Below are 24,041 nucleotides of genomic sequence, written 5' to 3'. Positions count from 1 at the left end.
GCTCCCGCACAGTCCGGTCGATTGCCATCCGGTCTCACCTTTCTCGACGTCGATGTCGGAGGTCTCCGCGTGATGCGGGGCAGCTTCAGCGCTGCGATTTCAAAAGTATATATTCATGCACTTTTATGGCAAGGTGCGATCATGAGCTTTCGACATCGTCGAAGAGGGTTTGTTCCCGTCGAAGCACCTGGCTACGTTTTCCCGGCATGACCACGCGTGCAGCGGGCGCCGGAGCGGGCTCGGGAATCCAGTCCATCCACCGCGCCCTCGATGCCCTCGAGGTGGTCGGACGGTCACCGGGCATCGGCGTCACCGCGCTCTCGAAGCAGATGGGAGTCGCGGTCTCGACGGCCCATGGCATCGTCGCGACGCTGGCCGACCGGAGCTACCTGCTGCACGGTGCCCAAGGATACGAGCTAGGTCCCGCCGTCGTCGCGCTGGCAGGCCGCTGGAGTCCTGCCCGCTCGCTCGGGATGGTGCTCGAGCAGGCGATGACCGAGCTCTCGGAGTCGACCGGGATGGCCTCGACTGCCACGATCCTCGACGGCGAGGTGGCGCAGATCGTCGCCTACGCTCCGGCGCCGGGGCCGATCACCGTCCGCGGCGGGGCTCGTCGGCGTAACCCGCTCGAACTCGCAACCGGACGCCTGCTGGTCGCCCTCGGCGACGCGGGCGGATGGGCGCACTACCTCCGGTCCTTCGCCGGGGTGGAGCCCGGGTGGAACCGGGCGCGGTGGCAGCGGGAGCTCGTGCGGATCCGCTCGGTCGGGGTTGCGCTGAAGACCACGCGCGATCCGCGTCTCGAGGTAAGCCTTGCGGTGCCGGTGCTCGGCGCAGGCGACACGGTCGTCTGTGCGATCGGATGCTCGGCGCCCTCCTTCGTCGCCGAAGACCTGTTCCAGCCGCGCGTCCTCGCGCGCATCCTCGACACCAGCGAGCGGGTGACGGCGGCGCTCGGGGGAGTGCCAGGGCCCCGCCCGGTCGTCGACTTCCCGGCGGCGGTTCCATATCTCGCCGCGGACAACCCTCGCGTCGTCCGGTCCACAACCACCACCACCACAGGAGCATGAGAATGACCGCAGCCGACGGGGCGACGACGACGCGCCCCCTGCTCATCGACACCGACGTCCACAACACCCTGCACCATCTCGAGCGGTATCTGCCGCGCGAGTGGCAGGACCGCTGGATGGCCACCGGCATGGGCGTCGGCTGGAACTACCAGAACCCTCGAGGGGTCTCGCGCCGCGATGTGATGCCGCCGAACGGCGCCGCACCGGGGAGCGACCCGCTCTTCGTGCTCAGCAGCCACATGGACCGCTACGGCATCGACTACGCGATCCTGTGCGGGCCGGGGCAGATTCCGCTCGGGGTCGACCCGGACTACATGAACGCGATTGCGTCGGCCTACAACGACTGCGGCGAAGACCTTTGGCTGTCCGTCTCGCAACGATTCCGCGGCTCCATCATCGTCAACGCCGACGATCCGCTCGGCGCGGCCAACGAGATCCGACGCCGGGCCGGAAACCCGCAGTACGCGCAGGTCCTCTTCGCCGCGGCGACGCGCTCGCCGCTCGGCCGGCGCGAGTACCGGCCGATCTTCGAGGCCGCGAGCGAGGCCGGTCTGCCGGTCGCCGTCCACCCGGGCACCGAGGGGGCGGGGACGGCATGGCCGCCCACCCCGGTGGGGTGGCCGTCGCGCTACATGGAGTGGCATAACATCCTGCCGACCGCCTACATGGCGCAGGTCAACAGCCTCGTCACCGAGGGGGTGTTCGAAGACTTCCCCGACCTCAGGTTCATCGCGATCGAGGGCGGCGTCGCCTGGCTGCCACACCTGATGTGGCGGATGGACAAGAACTACAAGGCCCTGCGCGACACCGCGCCGTGGCTGCGCCGGCTGCCGTCGGAGTACATCCTCGACCACCTGGTGCTGACCACCCAGCCCATCGAGGAGCCGCGCGACCCCGAGCACCTCGCCCAGATCCTGGACATGATCGACGCGAGCCGCACGCTGATGTTCTCCTCCGACTACCCGCACTGGGACTTCGACAACCCCGACCTGGTGCTGCGCGACATCGACCCCGTCATGCGCGCGCGCGTCATGGGTGGGACCGCGATGGAGGTCTATCAGTTGCGCGAGGCGCCGGCGCGCGAGGATCTGCCCCCGCATGCCGGGGGGCTCCCGCCCGTGACCGGCTCGTCGCTCGGCGCGGGGCCGATCGAATGACCGGCGCCGTCCTGGCGCAGCTCGACGCGGTGCCGCCGCAGGGTTCGGGCGGCCTGCAGGTGCAGGTCGGCGATGTGCCGGTGGGGTTGTTCCGTGTGGGCGACGAGGTCGTCGCTTGGCGGAGCGTCTGCCCGCACGCGGCCGCCCCGGTGTGCGTCGGCGCGGTCGACGGCACGCGTATGCCGTCCGCCGTCTACGAGTACGAGTACGGCCGCGACCGAGAGATCCTGCAGTGCCCGTGGCACGGGTGGGAATTCGACCTGCGCAGCGGCGAGCACCTCGCCGCAGGGTCGGCGGCTCGCCTCCGCCGACATCCCATCCGTGTCGAGGACGGGCGAATCTACGACGCCTCCCGAGGCAATGTCATCGACCTCCCGCTCACGGTCGAGCGGCTGACGAAGGAGACCGACCGTATCCTCGTCGTCGACCTGGTGGCGGCGGGCGGGCAGCGCCTGCCGGCATGGACGCCGGGTTCGCACCTCGAGGTCGTGCTGCCCTCTGGGCTGGTGCGTCACTATTCGCTGTGCGGCGACCCCAGGGACCGGACGAAGTACCGCATCGCGGTTCTCCGCGAGGCCGACGGCCGAGGAGGTTCGGAGGAGTTCCATCGCGTCGCGTCGGCCGGATTGGCTCTTCACGCCACGGCCATCCGCAACCGCTTCCCGCTTCCCCTCGCGTCGAGCTACCTCCTCGTCGCCGGCGGCATCGGCATCACGGCGCTGCTGCCGATGATCGAGGTGCTGCGCCGCAAGCGCGCCGACTTCCGGCTGGTGTATCTCGGGCGAGAGCGCGCGACCATGGCCTTCCTCGACGAGCTCGACTGCATCCCTGAGGTGACGGTCGTCGAGTCGCGGCGCACGGGCCGTGTCGACTTGCGCGCACTGGTGCGCGATGCGGCGCCCGGCACCGCAGTGCTGGCCTGCGGCCCCGACGCGCTCCTCGATGAGCTGCGCACCGCGGTGGCCGACGCCCCGCAACCACTCGAGCTGCGCACCGAGGCCTTCCAGCCGCTTCGGGTGGGGCTGGTGACCGCGCCCGACCGGCCCGATCGCGACGTCTCGGTCACCCTCGCCGCGAGCGGTGGCACGATCCGGGTGCCGGCCGGCACGAGCATCCTTTCGGCGGTGCGCGCTGCCGGCGTCTCCGCCGGCTCGTCCTGCGAGGGCGGCTGGTGCGGCACCTGCGAGACCCCCGTGCTCGACGGAGTGCCCGAGCATCGGGACACCGTGCTCAGCGATGAGGAGCGGGCAACCGGCGACACGATGATGATCTGCGTGAGCCGAGCCGAATCCGCCGGTCTGGTGCTCGCCCTCTAAACTTCATATTCCGATGAAGGTCCCGGCCGCCTACTCACTCGACGGCCAAGACTCCCGGGTCGAAGCCGAAGCAGGCACCTACGAGGAAGCCGGCGACGCCGCTCGCGCCCTCTTACCTGAGGGCGCCGCGCTGCAGTCGTACCGCGTCGACCGCGGATAGTCCTGAGCCGCCCTGCCGCCGGCGCTTGAACAGGCCCCGCGGCCTACTCGTTCCGGTGGAGCGGGCTGCGCCCACTCAGCGGCGACAAGACGCCGCCCGAGGGAGCCGCTATGCGGCCCGTCCCTTGAGGTTTTCTTCACCTCTCCGCGGTCTCAAACTTTTTCGCTCTCGGCCGCTCGGTGCCGCAGGTTTCGGACGTGCCTAGCGCTGGGGCCGCAGCATCGGCGCGTGGTACGTCCCGCAGTCCCGCAACCGCCTGCCCAAGGTGCACACCATCAACCGCGCCGCCCAAGCTCTCCGCGCGGCAGGTTTCGAGGTCACCGCCGAAGTTGATGAGACCCTGCGGCCCGCGGCCGAGGTCGAGGCCGCGAAGATCGAACGCCAAGCCGCCCGCGTCGAAGCGCTCGACGCCAGAGCAAACCGCCGCGAAGCCGACGCCGCAACCGCCGATCAGGCCGCCCGGAACGCGGTTGACCGCCTCCCGTGGGGAGGTGAGCCGATCAAGGTAGGCCACCACTCCGAGAGCCGGCACCGGAACGCGATCGCGAAAGCTGACGCCGCGATGGGGCGCAGCGTGAAGGTTGACGAGGACGCGACCCGCGCGCGAGCTCGCGTCGCCGCCGCCGCCCGCACCACGGATAACCGGTACGCGCCTGCGATGGTTGCCCGCCGCATCGAACGCCTCGAGCGGGATATCTGACTCTGCACCCGAAAGATCGAGGGCAGCCACAACTTCGGCGGCGGCTACGTCAAGACGACGCCGCCCGCGACCGGCCGCTACCTCGAGCGGCTGACCGCGCAGCGCGCCCCGTGGGAAGACGAGCGTGACTATTGGGCCGCCGTTCACGAAGCGCAGGCCGAGGCGGGGCAGTGGTCATCTGCAGCCGCGAGACGATCGCCAAGGGCGACCGGATCGAGAGCCGATGGGGCTGGCACGACGTAACCCAAGTAAACCCGAAGGCGGTATCGATCGCGCTCGACTGGCACGACACCTTCCACCCCTACGGCGTCGCCTACGGAGACATTCCGGCCACATCACCGCAGCCGACTACGCCGCCCGCATCGAAGCCGCCGGAGATCCCGAGCAGTGACGAGCACCGCCGCCCCGGTTACTCGGGTCGGCCACCCGTCCGGGCGCGGCGGCCGACCCGAGGGCCGGCCGCGAGGGGCGGACCCCTCGCGCTCCCCACGGCCCGTTCCGGGACGCGATTTCCGCTCGCGAGCGGCGACGGAGCGCCGCCCAACAGGTACTCTCGCGGCATGTCGGAACCGATGATCGTCTGGCTCAACGGCACGCACGGCGCGGGGAAGACCACGACCAGTAAGCTCGTGCAGCAGCTACTCCCGGACTCCCGGATCTTCGACGCCGAGAAGGTCGGCGAAGTGCTCATGGACGTCAAACCGGGGCTGCCACCTACGGACAACTTCCAGCATTGGGACCCCTGGCGCCCTCTCGTTGTCGAGACAGCGTGTCGCCTGCTCGAGTACACGGGCGGAACGCTCGTGATGCCCATGACAGTGTTGGTCGAGGGCTACTGGCGGGAAATCTGCGCCGGTCTCGCTAAGTACGAGATCCTCGTGCATCACTTCGTGCTTCACGCCGATCAGGCGACGTTGCGCGCCCGCATCCAGAACGATCCGGACCTGGGACCCTCGACGTTCCGGTTCGCTCACCTCGACAAGTACGCAGAGGCTGCCCGGACCTGGCTGCACGCCGATGCCTACGTCGTCGACACAACCAGCGCCCCGGCGCCCGAGGCTGCCGAGCAGATCGCCGCCACGGTCCTCCGCGGCTAGAAACCGTCCGTTGGGGATCCGTATGCGGAACGCTTGGGCGCACTTGGCCGGATCAGGTGCCGATGGTCCGATCGTGGCCAAGGGCGGCGTCGGCACGCGCGAGGTTGTCGCGCATTTTCGCGACCTGCTGCTGTTCCCACCGGCCGGTACTGTCCATCGGGATCTCGAGGATGTGCTGGCGCTGTGCGGCGGGGATCGTGCGGGCGACCTCGAGTGGTGCGTCGAGAATGGCGCCATAGAGTGCCGGGCCGGCGGCGTAGTAGGGGTCGGTGATCCGCGGCGAGCCGTCGGCGCTGGTCGTGATGTTCGCGGGGTTGTCGTCGATCGGGCCGCACCACGGGAGCGTGCGCGAGGCATCGGCGTGCACCTGTTCGATCAGGTCTGCGGCGTTCTTTATGCCGGGATCCTTCTCCCGCCGGCGCCGGTGCACTTCCATTCCAACGGCCGGGTCCGCGGGGTGCAGGAACTCCATGAGGAGCAGGTTGGCGCCGCCGGCTAGTGAACGTTCGAGGAAGAGTGTCGGAAACCAGCCGGTGTGGCGGCCGGCCCGGTAGAGATCGGCTGTGAACGCTGCAGTGGGGTCGAACGGGCTGATCCGTGCAGCTAACTGCTTGGACGGTGACCGAAGGGCGATTGCCCAATCACCCCGACCGCACACGGTCCAGCCCAACGCGCAGAGGTGAGCTTCTGCTCCAGAGTGGTCGGCGGTCGCATCGATCGCTTCGACATGATCGATTTCGTTCCGCACACGTGCACACTAGGCGGTTCGACTGCGCCGCGGGGGAGGAGAAGGGGGCCACGTAGCGGGTCCCGTAACGGGATCGTCAACCGGGTCAGAATTGCGCGGAGAACGCTCCGTCGGTGTTGAGGAGTTGACCAGATACCCACCGGCCTTCGGGTGAGACCAAGAACGCCACAACGGCCGCGATATCGGATGGTGTTCCGAGACGGCCGAGCGGATGTTCCGTCGCGAGGGTTACCCGAAGGTCGGCGTCCATCCAGCCGGTGGCGATGGGTCCCGGGTTCACGACATTGGCCGAGATATGTCGGGGTCCAAGCTCGCGGGCGGCGGAAGTGACGATGCGGTCGAGTGCGCCCTTTGAGGCGCCGTACGGCAGGTTGCCTGTGGTGTGGTCGCTCGTGAACGCGACGATGGCTCCGCCAGTTTCGTCGGTCTGTCGCGCGAATGCTGCAATGAGCAGCAATGATGCGCGTGCGTTGACGGCGACGTGCCGGTCGAAGCTTTCCGCGGTGGTGTCGAGCACTCCGGTCTCGACGTCGTGTGCGTGGCTGAGAATCAGAGCGCCAATGCGCCCGTGTTCGCGGGACACCCGTTCGATGAGGGCGTCAGGGCCGTCCGCGGTCGACAGGTCGCAAGGGGCGTCACCTGAGTTTAGGTCGCTGGTGACTACCGTCCATCCGTCCTTCTTGAGCCGGGTGACTACGCCCGCGGCGATGCTGTTCGTGCGCGCGGCGCCAGTGACGAGGGCGAGGGGCATAGACGAAGGGTAGCGATCTGCGGCTCGCGCGGCGTGTCCGTAGGAGGATCCCCTTACGGGAGTGAGAGGGCGTGGCGCATCGCGGCATAGGGGTCGCCCTCGATCGCGTGTGCTGATCGGCCGTCCGGCCAGAACGTTGCTTCGTCATCGGGCCAGCACGGGACGACATGGAAATGGAGGTGGGCAACAGAGCCACCGGAGTCAGGTCCGCTTGCTTGCAACAAGACCGTGCCGCTGCTGCCAAGCTGATGCCGCATCGCTTCTGCTACCCGTCGCACTAGAGATAGCACCAAGGCGAGCTCTAAGTCATTAGGCCCAAATAGTCCTTCTCGATGTTCCCTCGGGATGACCAGGGTGTGACCCGGCGCGAGAGTGTCTTCCGGAAGCGGTTTGAAGGCCACGGCGTCGCTTTCGACTGCGACCCAAGTTGCCGAGTCCTCTCGAATGAGATCGCAGAAGACGCAGCGCTTGGGCTCGTCCCGGTCTTTCATGGAGTGCCGCTCATGTTGGGCGTGATGCTCTCAATGTGACGCAGGAGGTCCGTCATTTGGCGAGGAAAGGCCTCGCCGAGATCAAGCCCGTATCTATTTGCGAGGACAAGGCACGACCACATGACGTCGCAGAGCTCGTGCTCGAGATCTCTCAACTCGATCCCGTCGATGCGGCGGGTGCCCTCGAGGGTCATCACGATCTTTGCCAGGTCTCCGACGTCGCCCATCAGGCCGAGAGCAAATTCCTGATTGGTCCAGGGGCGGCCGGTGGTCCGTGCACTGAGTTCGTCGTAGGAGGAGGCAACCGCTAGCGCTGCTGTTCTCAATCCATCGAAGTCGTTCGTCATGACCAGACGGTACTGAAGAACGGGCTGCTTCGCCTCTCGCGCTCTGTCCGTAGGAGGATCCGTTCGCGGGACGTGAGCTACGGGTGAGTGCCCATCACGGCGACCAGTTCTTCCAGGAGGTCAGCGGTAGTGGTGACAGTGAAGTCGTATTTTACGATCGGCCCATCGAGGTCGAGCGTTTCGTGGCGATCGTCGGATAGTGATCGGCGGTACTCGTCGATCGAGTCGTGGTCGGCGTGGCCGCTGTGGCGGGTCCCGTCCTGCGCCCGCACGATGAAACGGCGCATCAGCTCGTCGATTGGGGCGGTGCAGTGCACCTGCACGGCGATGAAGCCGAATTCCTGCTGCCACGCCCGGAACTTCTCGTTCTCGATCTGGGCGTCATAGGCAGCGTCGACGAGGAACGGTGCTCCGGATTGGAGCTGCAGGTGGATCAAGTGGTCCAGGAGGGCGAAGGCGGTTCGGCCCAACTCGATGGATCGCGCACGGTCGCCGCTACCGAGGTGGTCGAACAGCAGCTCCTTGAGTGCGTCTTTCGATAGGAGGGGAAGGTTGAAGCGTTCGGCGACCGCCGCGCTGATCGTGCTTTTGCCTGATGCTGGGCGCCCAACGACCAGAACGATGTACGGGACGCGGCCCCCAACGGTCGCGGGCGTCATGAGGGCCTCGGGGCTGCCTGCTTCCACTCTGAAAGCGCGTGCATCAGGTGGTAGAGAGTGCTCGCCGGCATGGTCGTGCTGATCGGATCGTCGTTCTGGTCGAGCCGGTCGATCCAGCCTCCGCGAAGCTCTGGTCGGCAGTAGAGGCGGAGCAGGCGGTCCCAGAGCAGGTCGATGAGGTCGCCGTGGTCATCCGTGGCCGCGGCTGATTCGAGCGAGAGCGCCTTGATCGATTCGCAGTAGGGCCAGCTTCTACTCGAGTGGATGTTAGCGGCGCCGTCCTCTCCGGTTCCATCAATCACCCGGCCGGTCGTCTGGTCGATGCCCGTGATGACAGCTGCGGCGATGAGTGCCGCGACCGGGAGATCGTCGATCGCGCCACCGAGGCTCTGATAGCGGCGGAGGAGCCAGGCCCATTCCATTTGGTGTCCCGGTTCCACTGATCCGTGGCCGAGGGAGGGATGCACGCTCCAGTCGTCGCGGTAGAACTCGCGTAACGCTCCCGAGCCTGTGTCAATGAAGTGGCTTGTGGCGAGAGCGACGAGGTCGTCGGCGCGTTCGAGGGACTGCGGGTTCTCGGTTGCTTCGAAGAGCTCGAGCCACGCCTCGAGGAGATGCATGTGTGGGTTCTGGCGCCGCAACGCGTCAGGGCGGGGGAGAGCGTCCCAATAGCCGCCGCACTGAACATCAGCGAAGTGTTCATCGAGAAACCGCGTTGTCACGCCGACCGCGTGAAGGTATCCGGCGTTGCCGGGGTCGAGCTTTAGGAGGCCGCCGAGCGCGAACAGCGCGAACGCGTGCGCGTAGAGATCGCGCCGACCATCAGCGATCGTGCCCGACGGGTCCAGCGAGAACACCCACCCGGGTTGTCCGTCGGCGGCCCAGTAGTCATCGATCAGTGCAGCGCCGGCCTCAACAGCCAGGTCGCGGGAGTCGGCCCACCCGCGGCGAGCGGCGAGAGCAAAGACGCTGACCTGCCGGGCCGGACCATCGTCCGGGACGCAGCCTGAATGGGGTCGCCGGCGAGGGAAAGCTGATCGGCGAAACGTCGTCGGAATGGGTCGTATCCATTGGTCGACCACAGCGGCAACGCCATCTCGATCGCCCAGCGGCGGAACTCCCACCCACTCGAGCCGCCCATCGACATGAGCGCAACCCTAGAGCCCCCTCGCGCAGTGCCCAATGCAAAGACTGTTGCGGGCGCTGATGCGCGCGCAGTCGGACGACGCTCCTCGTCAGGCGATGGCCCACTGTAGGGCCTCGCTGACCGAGAGGAGGTAGCGGTCTTGGCCCTCTCCTGCCGCGAACTGCACACCGAAGGGCAGGCTTGTTGAGGGGCCGCGCGCGGGCAGGCTGATCGCCGGGAGCCCGGCCAGGCTGAATGGTGCAGACATGACCGCTGAGCCGGTGCTCGCCAGCCCGAGCGGGGCAAGGCCCGGAGCGCTCGGCGACACCCACACGTCGATGTGCCGGTGTTCCATCAGATCGCGCAGCTTGGCGCGGTATATGTCCCGCCAGACGAGCGACGACTGGTATTGGTCCGCCGTGATTGCCTGGCCTTCCTCCACCGCTCGGGCACTCTCCGGACGATACAGATCCCGGAAAGCCGGGAACCAGGAGGCGTGCACCTGTGCCAGCTCGTACCGCTGCAGCACGTTGAGCTGCCGGTCGAGCTCTCTGAGCTCGCAGGGAAGGTCAACTTGAGTGACCTGATAGCCGGCTTGCCGCAACTTCGTGATGTGAAGGTCGAACGCCTCTGCGCCCTCTGCCGTGAGCGCGTCGAGGTAGGACCCACCCGGCACGGCAAGCGCAGGCAGCTCGGCCGGCTCGCTGTTATTTACCTCGTCCCATCCGGCGAGAACACGCGACGCGGTCGTCACGGAGGCAACGTCGGGGGCGAAGACGCCGATGGTGTCGAGGGTTGGGGAGTTGTGAATCAGTCCGTCACCCGGAAACGCGCCCTTGGTTGGACGGAATCCGACTACCCCGCAGAACGCGGCGGGCCGGATGACGGACCCGACTGTCTGCGTACCAAGTGCAAGAGGTACGAGTCCCGCGGCCACTGCCGCCGCTGAGCCGCTGCTGGATCCGCCCGGTGTGCGAGCCGGGTCGAGTGGATTGAGCGTCGCCCCAGGGGCGGTCAGGGCAAACTCCGCGGTCACGGTCTTTCCAGCCACTGTGGCGCCCGCCGCGATCAGCCGATCAACAGCGGAGGCTTGTGTGCCGTCGAACAGATGAACGGGCAGCCGTGAACCGGCCCGAGTCGGGAAGCCGTCAACGCGTATGACGTCCTTGACTCCGACTGCGAGTCCCGCGAGAGTCCCGCTGGTGCGCTCCATAGGTGCGGCTACAGGTTCGCGGATGCCCGCGAGTTCCACGAACGCGTGGAGATTACGGTCTGCGATCTGGAGTGTGGTCGGCCGCACAACGCGACCCTACATAGAGGACAGATCTACTGTAAGAGGAACCTCCTACGGCACAAGAGGGCGCGCTGCGAGGGTCGCGGGCAGCATCCACTGGCACCGGCGCAGCGCCTTTGAGCCGGTCAGCGAGAGCAGTGCTACTCGTTCGATGTGCAGCTCATCGCCCTCGCGTAGCTCCACGTTTTCGGCCAAGGTCAGGTGGGCACGGTAACCGTGACGCCAGTACGCAGGTTCGGCCGGCCGGAAGCCCGGCGCGGAAACCAGACCGTCGGCGAGGGTGTTGTGCATGCGACTCAACGATTCGTGCGGCGCGAGAAGAACTGGGAGACGCCCAGCATCGCCGAAGTAGTCGAGGCCGCCGAGGCTCACGGTGAACGCCGCAATATCCTCGAGCGCGACCTGGACGATCGTCGGGAGAAGCGTCTCGCCCTCGGCGAGGACCGCGAAGTTTCCACCGATGGTCACGTGTGCGGGCCACCGAGAGCGATCGATGGTTGCGGGGAGCGGGTCCGGCGTCGCGACGACGACAAACAGTGTCTCTTCGGCGACGTTCACACTCGCAGATTACGAGCTCGAAGCCGGGCCCGTAAGAGGATCCTCAAACGGGGCAGGCGGGCTGCTCGCGCGATCCGCGCGAATGTTGGAGGTCGCCTGTACCGAATGCCCCGTTCATAGCGATTCCCGCTCAGGGCCCCCTCTCTGAAACGTGACCCTCTGCTTGGGATCGCTCGGTTCATCCTCCGGACGGTCAGCTTCGCGCCTGGCCGTCCGGCAGACGGAAGCGGGGGTGGGCACGATGTGCTCACCCCCGCCTGGTCTTTCTCGCTGCTACTCGAGCAGCTCCTGTCCCTCGGCGGCGGCGTTCTCGAGCGCCTCCTCCACGGTGACGTCGCCGTACATGGCGGCGCCCAGCTGAATGTTGAGCGCCTCCTCGATCTGCGGCCACGCCTTGTTCACGACGGTGTTGCTCTCACCGCAGGCCATGGCCTCGGCGAAGCCCGCCAACTCGGGCTTGGCCGCCACGAGGTCGGGCGACTCGAGCAGCTCGGTCGTCGTCGGGAGCACAGTGCCCTCGGCCTCGTAGGTGAGCAGCGCCATGTTCTCGGGCTGCTGCAGGTACTCGATCCATTGCCACGCGGCATCCTTGTTCTCCGCCGCCTCGAAGATCACGAGCGTGTCACTCGCGACCGTGGTCGCACACCCTTCCGAACCCTCGGGCAGGGGGGCCGTGGCCCACTTGCCGTCGAGGTCGGGCGCCTCCTCGGCGATCACGCCGGCGAACCAGGCGCCCGCCGGGTACATCGCGATCTGGCCCTGGAAGAAGCCGAGTCGGGCGTCGTACGAGTTCGAGTTGAGGTAGTCCGGCGGCGCGAACTCCGACAGCTCGACGTAGTACTCGGCGGCCTCGAGTCCCTCTGGGGAGTTGAAGGCGATCTCGGTTCCGTCCTCGTTGAGCACGTCCCCGCCGTTCTGCCAGAGCCACGGGTACCAGTAGTAGGCCGCCTCGGGAGCGAAGATCGCGGTGCCGTACTGCTTGTTCGCCGGGTCGGTGAGCTTCTCGGCTGCCTCGCGGTACTCCTCCCAGGTGGTGGGCGGAGTCGCGATGCCGGCAGCTTCGAACATGTCGGTGCGGTAGAAGAGGCCCGTCGATTCGCCATCGATCGGAAGGCCGTAGAGGCTGTCGTCGTAGGTGGCGAAGTCTCGGAAGACCTTCACATAGGCGTCGGGATCCACGACGTCGCTACGTCCGATGTAGTTGTCGAGGTTGACGAGCGCGTTGCGCGCCGCGAAGTTCGCGACGGTGCTCGAGTCGATGTACGCCGCGTCGGGCGGGTTGTTGCCCGCGATCTGGGTCGTCAGCTTCTGGGTCATCGAGTCAGCCGGAACCTGCTGCAGCTCGACCGTGATGTTGGGATGTTCTTTCTCGAATGCGGCCTTGATCGACTGCATCTCTTCGCTCTCGCCGACCCACGAGGCGAATGTGATCGTGACGGGGGACGTCGGGTCTTCCACCGCGCCGGAAGTCTCGCCGCTGGTGTCGGCGCCGGACGACCCGCCGCACGCGGTCAATGACAGAACGAGCGCACCGCCGATCACCACTGTAAGCCTCTTGTGATTGCGTCTTCTCACCACACAACTCCTTCATTGCTGGGATGAACTCACGGCAACGCTGCCGAGATGCCAAAAGTATATATTCGTGCACTTTTATGGCAAGGGTCGGATGTGACGACCTCTCGAGACTCGATCTTCCCCTACGCCGGGGCTGTCGAGATCCGCCGCTTGCGCCATCAAAAGCGCACGCCTATATACTTTTGTAGCCGCTCGATCCCACCGCCTGCGAGGCCGTGATCGGGTGCGTATCAGTTCGCAAAGGAGAGAACCGATGAGCGCGACCGCCGGAGTGGGAGTGCTGGGCTGCGGCCCGGTGACCCAGGCCATCCATCTTCCGACCCTCGAGAGGGTCCCTGAGTTCCATGTCGCCCGTGTGATGGACATCAATCCGGAAGTCGCCGAATCGGTCGCCGGCCGTGTCGGGGCGAAGTGGTCGACCGACGCCGACGAGGTGATCGCCGACCCGGATGTCGACGTCGTCCTCGTCTGCAGTCCGAACGGTTTCCACGCCGAGCAGGTCATCGCCGCCTGCCGCGCGGGCAAGAAGGCGGTGCTGTGCGAGAAGCCGCTCGCCATGACCGAGGAGGAGGCCGCCGAGATCGCCCGAGTCTCGACGGAGACCGGCGTACCCGTGATCGTGGGGGCGATGCACACCTTCGACCCGGGATGGCTCGCCGCGCTCGACAACTGGAACGAGATCCTCACCGCGGCGCACACCCTGCGCTACTCGATCACCCTGCCTCCGAACCCGCGTTTCGAGGACTTCGCCACCGACATCGTCGGTCGCCCGGGGCCCTGGCAGGGCGGCGAGTTCGACGCCGACGCCGCCGCCTCGATGATGAGCGGCAGCATCATGGGGCTCGCCATCCACGACCTCCCGCTGATCCGCATGTTCTGCCCCGACTGGGAAGAGGCCGAAGTGCTCTCGGCCCAGATCATCCGCTCGGGCGGATACCTTCTCCACCTCCGCATCGGCGCCCGTAACGTCCGCGTCGCTGCGGTGATGACCCAGACCCTTCAGCCCGAGTGGCGTCTCGAGGCCATCGGCGACGACATCGCCCTCGACGTCGACTTCCCGAACTCGTACGTGCACTACGGATCCGCCGTGGCGACACTGTCCCGTGGTACGTCGGCTGAGCGCGTCGGCCCGTTCGAGGAGAACGGATACGTGGGGGAGTGGCGCTATCTCGCCGACCTCGTGAACGGTCGAGCCGAACCGATCCCGATCGAGCGGCTCATCGACGACGTCGTGTTCGCCATCCGGATCGCCGGCACCGGGTCGACCGAGGTCCGCGACCGTTTCAACCGGGAAATGGAGACCGCGCGATGACCGCCAAGCTCACCGTCTCATCCGTCGAGCGCGCGGAAGCGCGCCTCCGTCTCGGCGCAGCGACTCTTCCGGAGTCGTTCCGCTACGTTGACGGCGATGCTGACGTCGTCGGACTCGTCGGCGACGGCGACTGGGTGGCGCGTGCCGTCGAGGCCGTCGAGCGTGGCGCTCGCGGGGTGCTCGTCGTCGACCCCGAAATCGCCGACGTCGCTCGGCTGCGCGCGGCGCTCGCCACGCACAACGCGGTGGTGGTGCTCGATCATGGATGGGCCTCGTCGCCCAGCGTCGAGCGGGCGGCTGACGACTTCGCTCGGCTCGCCGAACCGACCGCGCTGATCGAGAGCCGCATCGACGCGCCGGTCGGCGCCGACGTCGCCCGCGTGCTCTCGCGCCACGTCGCGCTCATCCGAGCGGCCGTCGCCCCCATCGCTTCCCTGCGACTGCTTCGGGCCGACGCGGCGGGCTACGACGTGCTCGGCGAGGTCGAGGGCGGTGCCGACCTCGTGCTCTCGGGCGTTTTCACCGACGCGCTCCCGGAATCCGCGCGTGTCCGCATCGTCCGCCATCACGCGACCGTCGTGCTCGAGATGGGCGCCATCGACGTGGCCGCACCCGGACGTGTTCGCATCCTCGACGCGACGAGCGACGTCGCTCCGCTCACCCCCTTCGAGACGCCGCACCGCTGCGCATGGCGGCGGCTGCATGCGGTTGTCGTCGGCGGTGCGGTGGTGAACGAACTCGACGGATTCGACGAGGACTCCGCCCTGGTGCGGGCAGCGCTCGAGTCGGCGAGCGTGTCGGCATGACCTTCGAAGCGTCGGGCGCCTTCTGTGCTGCCGATCGTCGCGAGTCCTAGAGTGTCCGAATGACGACCGCGACCATCAGAGGACCGTATCGGCGCGGGATCGAGCGTCGGCGCGAGGTCGTCGACATCGCCACCGAGGTCTTCGGCGAGTTCGGCTTCAAGGGGGGCACCCTCCAACAGGTCGCCGATCGAGTCGGAGGCACTCCGGCCGCCGTGCTGAAACTGTTCGGCACGAAGGAGAAGCTCCTTCTCGCGGTACTCGACCATTGGGATGTCATCACCCGCGAGATCGCGGTGCAGGGCACCGAAGAGCTCGCGCGTCTCGACGGCTTGGTCAAGTTGATGAGCTACCACGTCGAGCACAAGGGGCTGCTGCAGCTCTACACGACGATGGCCGCCGAGGCGTCCAACCCGCAGCACCCCGCGCATGAGTACATGACGGCGCGCTACCACCGCACGCTCGAGGACATGAAGCGGCAGTTCAGAGATGCCGCCGGGGCGGGGCATTTCCGTGCGATGTCCGAAGTCGAGATCGCGCACGAAGGGGAGTTTCTGCTCGCGGCGATGGACGGCCTGCAGATCCAGTTCATCCTGATTCCCGGATTCGACCTGGTGGCGTCGTTCAACGCGTATGTCGACGGCGTGCTCGACCGCCTCTCGAGCACTTCCCGCGAAAGGTAGTTACCTATATACTTTTTGCATGACCGCTGACGTTCAGCCCCCTCGCCGTGCTCTCATCGTGAGAGGCGGGTGGGACGGACACCAGCCTCGTGAGGCCACCGAGCTGTTCATCCCGTTCCTCGAAGCGAATGGCTTCCGAGTCGAGGTGCACGAGGACACGCGGGTCTACGCCGACGCGCGGACGATGAGCGGGTTCGACCTCATCGTGCAGTGCAACACCATGACGGTCATCCAGGGCGACGAGATCGCAGGCCTCCGCGCGGCGGTCGAAGCCGGAACCGGCATGGGCGGATGGCACGGCGGCATCGCCGACTCCTATCGGAATGAAGCCGACTACCTGCAACTGATCGGCGGGCAGTTCGCGCACCACGCGGGCAAGCACCCCGACGAGCGGATCGGCGAGCAGTCCGACAACTACCTTCCCTACACGGTCACGATGACCGAGCTGGGCCGGGAGCACGAGATCACCCGCGGCGTCGACGACTTCGATCTCGTCACCGAGCAGTACTGGGTGCTGCATGACGACCTCATCGACATCCTCGCCACCACGACCACGCCGGCGCGGGCATGGGACCCGTGGAAGCGCCCCGTCACCTCGCCCGTCTTCTGGACGCGGCAATGGGGCGAGGGGCGCATCTTCGTCAGCACCGTCGGCCACCGTGTCGAGGTGCTCGAAGACCCCACCGTGCGCACCGTCGTGGAGCGCGGCCTGCTCTGGGCCGCCCGCACCGCCTGAATCACCTTCATCCGAGAACGAAAGAACGGAGCAGTTCTTGAACCGCATCTCCTTCATGGGCGCGAACCTCGTCGCCCAGCAGCTCGACTGGAACATGACCGAGGGGTGGATGCAGGGCGATGCCGCCGCGAACGCGCACTACCGTCCCATCGAGACCTACGAGGAGCGCTTCGACGCCTTCGTGCAGAGCGCCGTCGACGCCGGTTTCGACACCGTCGACGTGTGGCACCCGCAGCTCAGCTACGAGTGGGCCACCGACGCGCACTTCGCCGCGGCGCGTCGTGTGCTCGATCGTCACGGCGTCACGGTGGCCAGTTACGGCAGCCACTACGGTTCGACTCCCGAGCAGTTCCGGCGTGCCAACGAGGTCGCGCACGTGCTCGGCACCCGCATTCTCGGTGGAGGAACGCACCTGCTCGAACGTGATCGCGACTCGCTCGTGGCGATCCTCCGCGAATACGGCAACGTGTGGGGGCTCGAGAACCACCCGCAGAAGAGCTCGGCGGAGATCCTCGCGGAGATCGGCGACGAGGACTCCGATGTCATCGGAGTGACAGTCGACACCGGCTGGTTCGGCACCCAGGGCTACGACGCCGCCCGGGCCATCCGTGAGCTCGGCGACCGCGTCGTGTACGTGCATCTCAAAGACGTCCGCGCCGAAGGTGCTCACGACACGTGCGCGTACGGCGACGGCATCGTTCCCATCGCCGACTGCGTCGCTGCGATGCGCGAGATCGGCTACGACCGGCCGATCAGCATCGAGCACGAGCCCGAGCACTACGACCCCTTCCCCGAGGTGATCCGCAGCCGCGTGACCCTCGTCGAACTCCTCGAGAAGACCGAGGTCGCCGCGTGAAGGCCGCAGGGATCACGGGTCCGGGCGTCGTCGAGGTCCTCGAGCAGCCGCGCCCCGTCGCCTCGGGAGACCTCGTCGTCGTGCAGATCCTCGTCGCCCCGATGTGCACCGAGTTCAAGCGGCGTAAGGACGGCGCCGAAGAGCTCGCTCTCGGGCACGAGTCGGTCGGCGTCGTCGTCGACGCCGGCGACTCGCGGCGCGTGCGCGTCGGCGACCGTGTGGCCGTCATGCCGCACTACGGCTGCGGAGTGTGCTTCCTCTGCACCTCGGGCGATTACATGCACTGCCCAGACCAGCGCGATGTGCTCGCGGAGACAGGGCAGGAATACGGTGTCGGCAGCTACGCGCAGTACGTGCTGAAGCCCGACTGGCTGGTGGAGCGAATCCCTGACGACATCTCGCTCCTCCACGGCGCAATGGCCTGCTGCGGATTCGGGCCGACCTTCGGGGCGCTCGAGCGCATGCACGTGGATGCGACCGACACACTCCTGGTGTCGGGATGCGGACCGGTCGGCCTCGGTGCGGTCGTCCAGGGGGTTACCCGCAATGCTCGCGTTCTCGCGATCGAGACCCATCCGTACCGCGCTCAGCTCGCGCTCGATCTCGGTGCCGAACGCGTCTTCAACCCGCTCGAGGAAGACGTGCCGGCACTCGTCCACGAGGCCACGTACGGACGCGGCGCCGATGCGGGAATCGAGACGAGCGGCGCCCCCACCGGGCCGAGCGCCCTCGCCCGATCGCTGCGCGCCCGCGGACGTCTGAGCATCGTGGCATGGGCGGGTGACGTCGTGTTCCCACCGCTCGTGCCGCACGGACTCGACATCTTCGGGGTGTGGCACTGGAACAGCCTGACCAGCTCGCACGAGATGTGGGAGATGATCCGCCGCGCCGGCCCGCTCATCGACACGCTCATCACGCACACCCTGCCGCTCGATGCGGTCGCCGCGGCGATGGACATCCAGGACACCGGCGCGTGCGGCAAGGTGATGCTCCTGCCTCACGAGGTCGACGAAGCGGTCATCTCCGCTCCCGTGCGCTGATCACCTTTCGACAAGCGAAAGACGAGGACTATTCGATGACGGACACGACGACCCCACCATTGCGGATCGCGATGGTGGGATACGGCTTCATGGGGGCTGCGCACTCGCAGGGCTGGCGGGTCGCGCCGCGATTCTTCGAGCTGCCCACCGGCGTCGAGATGGCGGTGCTCGTCGGTCGCGACCCAGGCCGCACTCGAGCCGCCGCCGAACGGTGGGGGTGGGACGAGACCTCCACCGACTGGCGCTCGGTGCTGGAGCGCGACGACATCGATGTGGTCGACATCGTGACACCGGGTGACACCCACGCCGAGATCGCGATCGCGGCACTCGACGCGGGCAAGCATGTCCTGTGCGAGAAGCCGCTCGCGAACACGGTGGCCGAGGCCGAGCAGATGGCCCTCGCCGCCGAGCGTGCGGCCGAGAAGGGAGTGCGGTCGATGGTGGGGTTCACCTACCGTCGTGTCCCGGCAGCGACCTACGCCCGAGACCTGATCGCGTCCGGAGCCATCGGCGAGGTCCGTCAGGTGCGGGCGAACTATCTGCAGGACTGGCTCTCCGACGCGGAGGCTCCGCTGACGTGGCGACTGAAGAAGGAGCTCGCCGGGTCGGGTGCGCTCGGCGACATCGGAGCTCACGCGATCGACCTCGCTCAGTACATGACCGGTCAGACCCTCACCTCGGTGTCGGGCATGCTCGAGACGTTCGTGAAGGAGCGCCCGCTGCGCGGCGAGGCGATCGGCCTCGGCGGCACCGCATCATCCGAACGCGGCGAGGTCACCGTCGATGACCTTGCCCTGTTCACCGGCCGATTCAGCGGCGGTGCGGTCGGCTCGTTCGAAGCGACCCGATTCGCCACCGGGCGCAAGAACGCATTCCGGATCGAGATCGCCGGGTCGAGCGGTGCGCTCTCGTTCGACCTCGAGGACATGAACGTCCTGCATGTCTACGACGCCACAGCGCCGGGCGGGCGGCAGGGATTCACGCGCGTCATCGTCACCGAGCTCGAACATCCCTACATGGCGAACTGGTGGCCGACCGGCCACATGATCGGCTACGAGCACGGCTTCTCGCATCAGGCCAAAGATTTCGTCGAAGCGATCGTGGCCGGGGCGGCGCCGTCGCCGAGCTTCGAGGAAGGTCTGCAGGTGCAGCGCGTGCTCGATGCGATCGAGCGCAGTTCAGACAACGGCAGCGGCTGGATCCCCGTCGAATGAGGGAGGATCCGGCACGCCGCAGGCGAGCGGCGCCCGCGTCTGAGGATCAGCTGGAAGTCGCCTGATTCGTGAGCTGCTCGATGCGATAGTGGACGCAGCGGCACACGGAGCTCCCGGAATGTGAGACCGAGCGCCGACTCCTCGATTCAGCGGCGAACAGACGGGAAACGTGTGAGCTCACCCGCAGACTTCCTCTCCCGCCCAATCAGCCGTCGCGCCATGCTCGGCGGCATGGGTGCACTCGGGGTGACGACCCTTCTGGCCGGATGCAGTGCTCCGGGTGGCGGACGCACGGACGTCCGCTTCTTCATGAGCAAGACCGAAGTGCTCGACTTCTTCAACGACATCATCGACGAGTTCAACTCGTCTCAGTCGCGCGTGCGGGTGATCCTCGACTCGAGCTCCAACATCGCGGCGACGTTCGTGCGCGGCAACCCGCCCGACCTCGCCTGCTTCACCTACAACCTCGAGATGGCGCGCTTCATGGAGCGCGGTGCGCTGAGCGACCTGTCGGACGTGAGCATCGCGTCGCAGATCCGTCCCGAGGTGCAGGAACTGGTCGACCAGTACGCGACCTATCCCGGCCGCACGAGCGTGATCCCGTGGTCGGTGACGGCGGCGTCCGTGATCTACAACCAGCAGATCTTCGACGAGCAAGGGCTCGAGGTGCCGCAGACGTGGACGGAGTTCACCGAGGTCTGCGAGGCCCTGGTCGCCGCCGACATCACCCCGATCTACGGAACGTATCGCGACCCGTGGACGATCGCGCAAGGGCAGTTCGACTACACCTCCGGCGGTTCGCTCGATCCCGCCGCGTTCTTCGAGGCGATGCGGGAGGAGGGCCCGAACGTCGGCGTCGACTCGTCGGTGTCGTTCTCGAAGGACTTCCTCGAGCCGATGCAGCGGATGGTGCAGCTCAACGAGTGGTCGAACGGCAACGCGGCGAGCCGCGGCTACGGCGAGGGCAACTTCGCCCTCGGCGAGGGCGAAGCCGCCATGTACATGCAGGGCCCGTGGGCGCTCACCGAGATCGAGAAGACCGCGCCCGACGCGCCCCTCGGCAACTTCCCGCTGCCGATGACCGACGACCCCGCCGACACTCGCGTGCGCGTCAACCTCGACCTCGCCCTCTGGATCCCCGAATCGTCGCCCCGGCAGGAGGCGGCGCGCGAGTTCCTCGAGTACCTCACCCAGCCCGAGATTCAAGACACCTACAACCAGCAGTTCCTCGCGTTCGGAACGAGGGAGGACGCGCCGCCGCAGGAGGATCCGCGGATCGCGCAGCTGCAGTCGTTCTACGACGAGGGCCGCTTCTATCAGGGGCCCTCCAAGGCGATCCCGCTCACCATCCCGGCAGAGGGCTACATCCAGGGCATGATGACGGGCGCCAGCGTCGAGGGCACCCTCCGCACCATGGACGACGACTGGCGTCGGCTCGCGACGCGCAGCTGACCGACGAGCGGAGGAGGTTCGACCATGACCAGCACCACCGAGGCGCCGCCCCGGATACGGCAGAAGCGTCAACGGGTCGACCCCGTCTACTACCTCTTCCTGCTGCCGGCGCTCGCGCTGTTCACCGTGGCGATCACAGTCCCGGCCATCACGGGCATCGTCTACAGCTTCACCGACTCGATCGGATTCGGGGACTCCGAGTTCATCGGCTTCCTCAACTACGCCGTGCTCTTCACCGACCCGGCGGTGCTCAGCTCCTACGGCTTCACGCTCGGCTTCTCGCTGGCGACCGTCATCCTCGTCAACCTCATCGCGTTCTTCCTCGCGCTGGGGCTGACCTCGCAGATCCGCCTGAAGAACGCGTTGCGCTCGGCCTTCGTCATCCCCATGGTCGTGTCGGGCATCATCATCGCCTACGTCTTCCAGTACCTGTTCTCCAACTCGCTGCCGGCGCTCGGGGAGACGATCGGCAACCCGGTGCTGTCGCAGAGCATCCTCGCCAACGCGGACCTCGCGTGGATCGGCGTCGTCATCGTCACCGCCTGGCAGGCCGTCCCGAGCGCGATGCTCATCTACATCGCCGGCCTGCTCTCGATTCCGGGCGACGTCTACGAGGCGGCGCAGATCGACGGCGCTGGCGGATGGCAGCGGCTGCGCTCGATCACGATCCCGCTGGTCGCGGGCTACATCGTCATCAACGTCATCGTCAGCTTCAAGAACTTCATCAACTCGTACGACATCATCGTCGGCTTGACGAACGGCGGCCCCGGCACCGCCACCCGCAGTGTCGCGATGACGATCTTCACCGGCTTCACCGGCGGCGACTACGCCTACCAGATGGCGAACGCCGCGATCTTCTTCCTCATCGCGATCTTCCTCGCGGTGCTCCAGTTGCGCGTGACCAGAGGAAGGGCGGCCATCGGATGAGCACGCCGACCATCGAGACCGTCGCCGAGCCCGCCGCTCAAGCGGCTCCCGCCAGCCCGAAGAACCGCACGCGGGGGAGGGTCGGCCAGGAACGCACCAACTGGAGCGTCACCGTCTTGCTGCTCCTCGCCGCGATCACCGTGGTCGTCCCGCTCTACGTGACCGTCATGATGTCGCTGAAGACCGACGGGCAGGCGGTCGACGGCAACGCGTTCAGCCTGCCGTTGCCGCTCGACTTCACGACCTTCGCACGAGCGTGGGAGCTCACCGACTTCCCGCGCGCGTTCGGGGTCTCGGTGTTCGTCAGCGCCGTCGCGGTGGCGGGCACCATCATCCTCAGCGCCCTCGCGTCGTATGCGATCGTCCGCAACTGGGAGCATCGGCTCTTCCGCTGGTCGTTCTTCTACCTGCTGGCCGCCATGTTCCTGCCGTTCCCCGTCGTGGCGCTGACCCAGATCAAACTGACCGGCGCCGTCGGCCTCGACAACCCGCTCGGCGTCGCGTTCCTGCACATCATGTTCCAGATGTCGTTCAGCATCCTGCTGTTCACCGCGTTCCTGCGGTCGCTGCCGAAGGAGCTCGAGGAGAGCGCGCACGTGGACGGCGCGACGACGTGGCAGACCTTCTGGCGGCTGGTCTTCCCCCTGCTCGCACCGATGAGCGCGACCGTCGGCATCTTCGCGTTCCTCGCCTCGTGGAACGACTTCATGATGCCGTCGCTCATCACCTCCGACCCGGCGCTGCAGACGCTGCCGGTCGTGCAGAGCCTGTTCCAGGATCAGTTCACCGCCAACTACAACGTCGCCTTCGCGTCGTATCTGATGGCGATGGCACCGGCGATCGTCGTGTACCTGTTCACCCAGCGCTGGGTGCTGTCCGGGGTGACGCAGGGCGCCATCAAGTAGTCGGCGGACGGCTGCGCTCAGGTGCTGCTTCGCACCACGAGCGACGGCACCATATCCACTCTGCGCACCGCGGCGCCGCCACCGCCCGTCGATGCGCCGAGCAGCAGGTCGAGCGCGACTCGACCCGACTCCTCGAACGGCTGCCGCACCGTGGTGAGCCCCAGCCCTTCGGCGAGCGGCCCGTCGTCGTAGCCGACGATCGCGACGTCGTCGGGCACGCGTAATCCGAGCGCCGTCACCGCCCGCCAGGCCCGCGAGGCGAGCTCGTCGTGGTTCGCCATGATCGCCGTCGGAGCACCCGAGCCCGACAGCGCCTGCTTCAGCGCCGGGGTCGGGTCGCCGTGCAACGGCACCGTCACCATCTGAACGTCGAGGTGCTCTCGGGCGCCTTGCATCCGGAGCATGCCCGCCGAGACGTAGTCCTGCGATCGCTGCGGCTCGCCGAGATACACAGTGCGGGTGTGCCCGAGCGCGGCGAGGTGCGCACCCGCGAGGCGGCCGCCCTCCTCGTCGTCGATGTGCACCGACGGCACGTCGTTGCCCACCGGACGCGCACGCCGCACGTCGATGAAGACGAGAGGCAGGGCGGACTCGCGGGAGGCGCGCAGCGCGGCGCTGCCGAGCGGAACCCCCATGAGGATCAGCCCGTCGATGCCACGACGGGCGGGGAGGGCGTCGAGCAGCGGTGCCGCGACGGACGCCGCCGACTCGAGGTCGTGCGCCTCGAGATCGATGGCCGTCTCGCGCGCCCGTACGAGCATCCCCGAGAACCGACGGAAGTACGTGGCGTAGGTGCTGAACGGCGCCGCGACCGCGACGCGGGTGCCGCCGGCCGAGCCGCGCGGCCCGACACCGGCGCGGTATCCCAGCTCGCCGGCCGCCGCGACGACTCGAGCACGCGTCGCCGAGCTGACGCGATGCGGCGCGTTGATGGCGAGCGAGACCGTCGAGATGCTCACGCCGGCCCGCTCGGCGACCGTATAGATCGTCACCTTCGACACGCGAACAAAATTACTTCATCGAAGTGCTTCGACAGCCGCACCATGGGATCCGACCGAAGGAGT

The 24,041-nt window shown here is 67.3% G+C and carries 26 protein-coding genes; 16 read left to right on the top strand and 10 right to left on the bottom strand.

The features are described 5' to 3' along the window. Positions 1-206 precede the first annotated feature (206 nt). The 6 genes from NGH83_RS08915 (at position 207) to NGH83_RS08890 (ending at position 5,500) form a co-directional block, all read left to right on the top strand. Positions 207-1,070 (top strand): IclR family transcriptional regulator, encoded by an 864-nt coding sequence (locus NGH83_RS08915; RefSeq protein ID WP_251855909.1) that lies wholly within the window; start codon positions 207-209, stop codon positions 1,068-1,070. Positions 1,071-1,072: 2 nt separating this feature from the next. Beyond that, positions 1,073-2,227, top strand: a complete 1,155-nt coding sequence (locus NGH83_RS08910) for an amidohydrolase family protein (protein WP_251855908.1) — start codon at positions 1,073-1,075, stop codon at positions 2,225-2,227. Next, positions 2,224-3,543 carry a 2Fe-2S iron-sulfur cluster-binding protein gene (locus NGH83_RS08905; RefSeq protein WP_251855907.1) on the top strand — a complete coding sequence of 440 codons (1,320 nt, stop codon included), beginning with the start codon at positions 2,224-2,226 and terminating at the stop codon, positions 3,541-3,543. Before NGH83_RS08910 ends, NGH83_RS08905 begins: the two co-directional genes overlap by 4 nt. Before the next feature lie 13 nt (positions 3,544-3,556). After that, positions 3,557-3,703 (top strand): hypothetical protein, encoded by a 147-nt coding sequence (locus NGH83_RS08900; RefSeq protein WP_251855906.1) that lies wholly within the window; start codon positions 3,557-3,559, stop codon positions 3,701-3,703. Positions 3,704-3,968: 265 nt separating this feature from the next. After that, positions 3,969-4,403 (top strand): DUF3560 domain-containing protein, encoded by a 435-nt coding sequence (locus NGH83_RS08895; RefSeq protein ID WP_251855905.1) that lies wholly within the window; start codon positions 3,969-3,971, stop codon positions 4,401-4,403. A 560-nt stretch (positions 4,404-4,963) separates the two neighbouring features. Further along, positions 4,964-5,500, top strand: a complete 537-nt coding sequence (locus tag NGH83_RS08890; RefSeq protein ID WP_251855904.1) for an AAA family ATPase — start codon at positions 4,964-4,966, stop codon at positions 5,498-5,500. Positions 5,501-5,552: 52 nt separating this feature from the next. Here NGH83_RS08890 and NGH83_RS08885 read toward each other — a convergent pair whose 3' ends face one another. The 9 genes from NGH83_RS08885 to NGH83_RS08850 all read right to left on the bottom strand — a co-directional run bounded on the left by NGH83_RS08885 (position 5,553) and on the right by NGH83_RS08850 (position 13,049). After that, the gene (locus NGH83_RS08885) at positions 5,553-6,248 is read right to left on the bottom strand and encodes a hypothetical protein (protein ID WP_251855903.1); all 696 of its coding nucleotides are present in this window, start codon (positions 6,246-6,248) and stop codon (positions 5,553-5,555) included. A gap of 85 nt (positions 6,249-6,333) precedes the next feature. Continuing rightward, positions 6,334-6,999 (bottom strand): SDR family oxidoreductase, encoded by a 666-nt coding sequence (locus tag NGH83_RS08880; protein WP_251855902.1) that lies wholly within the window; start codon positions 6,997-6,999, stop codon positions 6,334-6,336. 53 nt (positions 7,000-7,052) lie between these two features. Then, positions 7,053-7,490: an HIT family protein gene (locus tag NGH83_RS15335; RefSeq protein ID WP_371872647.1), complete on the bottom strand. Its 438-nt coding sequence runs from the start codon at positions 7,488-7,490 to the stop codon at positions 7,053-7,055. Then, positions 7,487-7,837 carry a MazG nucleotide pyrophosphohydrolase domain-containing protein gene (locus NGH83_RS08875; protein WP_251855901.1) on the bottom strand — a complete coding sequence of 117 codons (351 nt, stop codon included), beginning with the start codon at positions 7,835-7,837 and terminating at the stop codon, positions 7,487-7,489. Before NGH83_RS08875 ends, NGH83_RS15335 begins: the two co-directional genes overlap by 4 nt. Positions 7,838-7,914: 77 nt before the next feature. After that, the gene (locus NGH83_RS08870) at positions 7,915-8,496 is read right to left on the bottom strand and encodes an ATP-binding protein (protein ID WP_251855900.1); all 582 of its coding nucleotides are present in this window, start codon (positions 8,494-8,496) and stop codon (positions 7,915-7,917) included. Beyond that, complete coding sequence (locus tag NGH83_RS08865) at positions 8,493-9,578, bottom strand: AGE family epimerase/isomerase (RefSeq protein ID WP_251855899.1); 1,086 nt, start codon at positions 9,576-9,578, stop codon at positions 8,493-8,495. The genes NGH83_RS08870 and NGH83_RS08865 overlap by 4 nt, the downstream gene beginning before the upstream one ends. A 153-nt stretch (positions 9,579-9,731) precedes the next feature. Then, complete coding sequence (locus NGH83_RS08860; RefSeq protein ID WP_251855898.1) at positions 9,732-10,835, bottom strand: amidase; 1,104 nt, start codon at positions 10,833-10,835, stop codon at positions 9,732-9,734. Between the two features lie 132 nt (positions 10,836-10,967). After that, positions 10,968-11,474 (bottom strand): 2'-5' RNA ligase family protein, encoded by a 507-nt coding sequence (locus tag NGH83_RS08855; protein WP_251855897.1) that lies wholly within the window; start codon positions 11,472-11,474, stop codon positions 10,968-10,970. Between the two features lie 273 nt (positions 11,475-11,747). Further along, a complete protein-coding gene (locus NGH83_RS08850; protein WP_251855896.1) occupies positions 11,748-13,049 on the bottom strand; it encodes an ABC transporter substrate-binding protein in 1,302 nt (433 codons plus the stop codon). Positions 13,050-13,302: 253 nt separating this feature from the next. Here NGH83_RS08850 and NGH83_RS08845 point away from each other — a divergent pair, with 253 nt between their 5' ends. The 10 genes from NGH83_RS08845 (at position 13,303) to NGH83_RS08800 (ending at position 22,977) form a co-directional block, all read left to right on the top strand. Beyond that, positions 13,303-14,361, top strand: coding sequence for a Gfo/Idh/MocA family protein (locus tag NGH83_RS08845; protein ID WP_251855895.1), 1,059 nt, complete (start codon positions 13,303-13,305; stop codon positions 14,359-14,361). After that, positions 14,358-15,167 (top strand): hypothetical protein, encoded by an 810-nt coding sequence (locus tag NGH83_RS08840; protein WP_251855894.1) that lies wholly within the window; start codon positions 14,358-14,360, stop codon positions 15,165-15,167. The genes NGH83_RS08845 and NGH83_RS08840 overlap by 4 nt, the downstream gene beginning before the upstream one ends. A 59-nt stretch (positions 15,168-15,226) precedes the next feature. Beyond that, a complete protein-coding gene (locus tag NGH83_RS08835; protein ID WP_251855893.1) occupies positions 15,227-15,847 on the top strand; it encodes a TetR/AcrR family transcriptional regulator in 621 nt (206 codons plus the stop codon). A 19-nt stretch (positions 15,848-15,866) separates the two neighbouring features. Continuing rightward, positions 15,867-16,583 (top strand): ThuA domain-containing protein, encoded by a 717-nt coding sequence (locus tag NGH83_RS08830; RefSeq protein ID WP_251855892.1) that lies wholly within the window; start codon positions 15,867-15,869, stop codon positions 16,581-16,583. A 37-nt stretch (positions 16,584-16,620) separates the two neighbouring features. Further along, positions 16,621-17,439 carry a sugar phosphate isomerase/epimerase gene (locus NGH83_RS08825; RefSeq protein ID WP_251855891.1) on the top strand — a complete coding sequence of 273 codons (819 nt, stop codon included), beginning with the start codon at positions 16,621-16,623 and terminating at the stop codon, positions 17,437-17,439. Next, positions 17,436-18,479: a zinc-binding dehydrogenase gene (locus NGH83_RS08820; RefSeq protein WP_251855890.1), complete on the top strand. Its 1,044-nt coding sequence runs from the start codon at positions 17,436-17,438 to the stop codon at positions 18,477-18,479. Before NGH83_RS08825 ends, NGH83_RS08820 begins: the two co-directional genes overlap by 4 nt. Before the next feature lie 35 nt (positions 18,480-18,514). Next, complete coding sequence (locus NGH83_RS08815; RefSeq protein ID WP_251855889.1) at positions 18,515-19,693, top strand: Gfo/Idh/MocA family protein; 1,179 nt, start codon at positions 18,515-18,517, stop codon at positions 19,691-19,693. Between the two features lie 171 nt (positions 19,694-19,864). Beyond that, a complete protein-coding gene (locus tag NGH83_RS08810; RefSeq protein ID WP_371872645.1) occupies positions 19,865-21,145 on the top strand; it encodes an ABC transporter substrate-binding protein in 1,281 nt (426 codons plus the stop codon). A 24-nt stretch (positions 21,146-21,169) separates the two neighbouring features. Further along, positions 21,170-22,072, top strand: coding sequence for a carbohydrate ABC transporter permease (locus NGH83_RS08805; protein WP_251855888.1), 903 nt, complete (start codon positions 21,170-21,172; stop codon positions 22,070-22,072). Further along, on the top strand, positions 22,069-22,977 hold the full coding sequence (locus NGH83_RS08800) for a carbohydrate ABC transporter permease (RefSeq protein ID WP_251855887.1): 909 nt from the start codon (positions 22,069-22,071) through the stop codon (positions 22,975-22,977). The genes NGH83_RS08805 and NGH83_RS08800 overlap by 4 nt, the downstream gene beginning before the upstream one ends. Before the next feature lie 17 nt (positions 22,978-22,994). Here NGH83_RS08800 and NGH83_RS08795 read toward each other — a convergent pair whose 3' ends face one another. Beyond that, positions 22,995-23,969 carry a LacI family DNA-binding transcriptional regulator gene (locus NGH83_RS08795; RefSeq protein ID WP_251855886.1) on the bottom strand — a complete coding sequence of 325 codons (975 nt, stop codon included), beginning with the start codon at positions 23,967-23,969 and terminating at the stop codon, positions 22,995-22,997. Positions 23,970-24,041: the final 72 nt, after the last annotated feature.

Source organism: Herbiconiux sp. L3-i23 (assembly GCF_023734115.1).
Taxonomy (GTDB): Bacteria; Actinomycetota; Actinomycetes; order Actinomycetales; family Microbacteriaceae; genus Naasia.
The sequence above is the reverse complement of the archived record's forward strand: the minus strand, read 5'-3'. Positions and strand labels throughout refer to the sequence as shown.

Coding starts and splice junctions, on each gene's coding strand:
- NGH83_RS08905 (WP_251855907.1), top strand. CDS start 2,224: ATGACCGGCGCCGTCCTGGCGCAGCTCGACGCGGTGCCGCCGCAGGGT.
- NGH83_RS15335 (WP_371872647.1), bottom strand. CDS start 7,490: ATGAAAGACCGGGACGAGCCCAAGCGCTGCGTCTTCTGCGATCTCATT.
- NGH83_RS08830 (WP_251855892.1), top strand. CDS start 15,867: ATGACCGCTGACGTTCAGCCCCCTCGCCGTGCTCTCATCGTGAGAGGC.
- NGH83_RS08870 (WP_251855900.1), bottom strand. CDS start 8,496: ATGACGCCCGCGACCGTTGGGGGCCGCGTCCCGTACATCGTTCTGGTC.
- NGH83_RS08860 (WP_251855898.1), bottom strand. CDS start 10,835: ATGGAGCGCACCAGCGGGACTCTCGCGGGACTCGCAGTCGGAGTCAAG.
- NGH83_RS08800 (WP_251855887.1), top strand. CDS start 22,069: ATGAGCACGCCGACCATCGAGACCGTCGCCGAGCCCGCCGCTCAAGCG.
- NGH83_RS08910 (WP_251855908.1), top strand. CDS start 1,073: ATGACCGCAGCCGACGGGGCGACGACGACGCGCCCCCTGCTCATCGAC.
- NGH83_RS08880 (WP_251855902.1), bottom strand. CDS start 6,999: ATGCCCCTCGCCCTCGTCACTGGCGCCGCGCGCACGAACAGCATCGCC.
- NGH83_RS08835 (WP_251855893.1), top strand. CDS start 15,227: ATGACGACCGCGACCATCAGAGGACCGTATCGGCGCGGGATCGAGCGT.
- NGH83_RS08915 (WP_251855909.1), top strand. CDS start 207: ATGACCACGCGTGCAGCGGGCGCCGGAGCGGGCTCGGGAATCCAGTCC.
- NGH83_RS08840 (WP_251855894.1), top strand. CDS start 14,358: ATGACCGCCAAGCTCACCGTCTCATCCGTCGAGCGCGCGGAAGCGCGC.
- NGH83_RS08845 (WP_251855895.1), top strand. CDS start 13,303: ATGAGCGCGACCGCCGGAGTGGGAGTGCTGGGCTGCGGCCCGGTGACC.
- NGH83_RS08875 (WP_251855901.1), bottom strand. CDS start 7,837: ATGACGAACGACTTCGATGGATTGAGAACAGCAGCGCTAGCGGTTGCC.
- NGH83_RS08815 (WP_251855889.1), top strand. CDS start 18,515: ATGACGGACACGACGACCCCACCATTGCGGATCGCGATGGTGGGATAC.
- NGH83_RS08890 (WP_251855904.1), top strand. CDS start 4,964: ATGTCGGAACCGATGATCGTCTGGCTCAACGGCACGCACGGCGCGGGG.
- NGH83_RS08900 (WP_251855906.1), top strand. CDS start 3,557: ATGAAGGTCCCGGCCGCCTACTCACTCGACGGCCAAGACTCCCGGGTC.
- NGH83_RS08805 (WP_251855888.1), top strand. CDS start 21,170: ATGACCAGCACCACCGAGGCGCCGCCCCGGATACGGCAGAAGCGTCAA.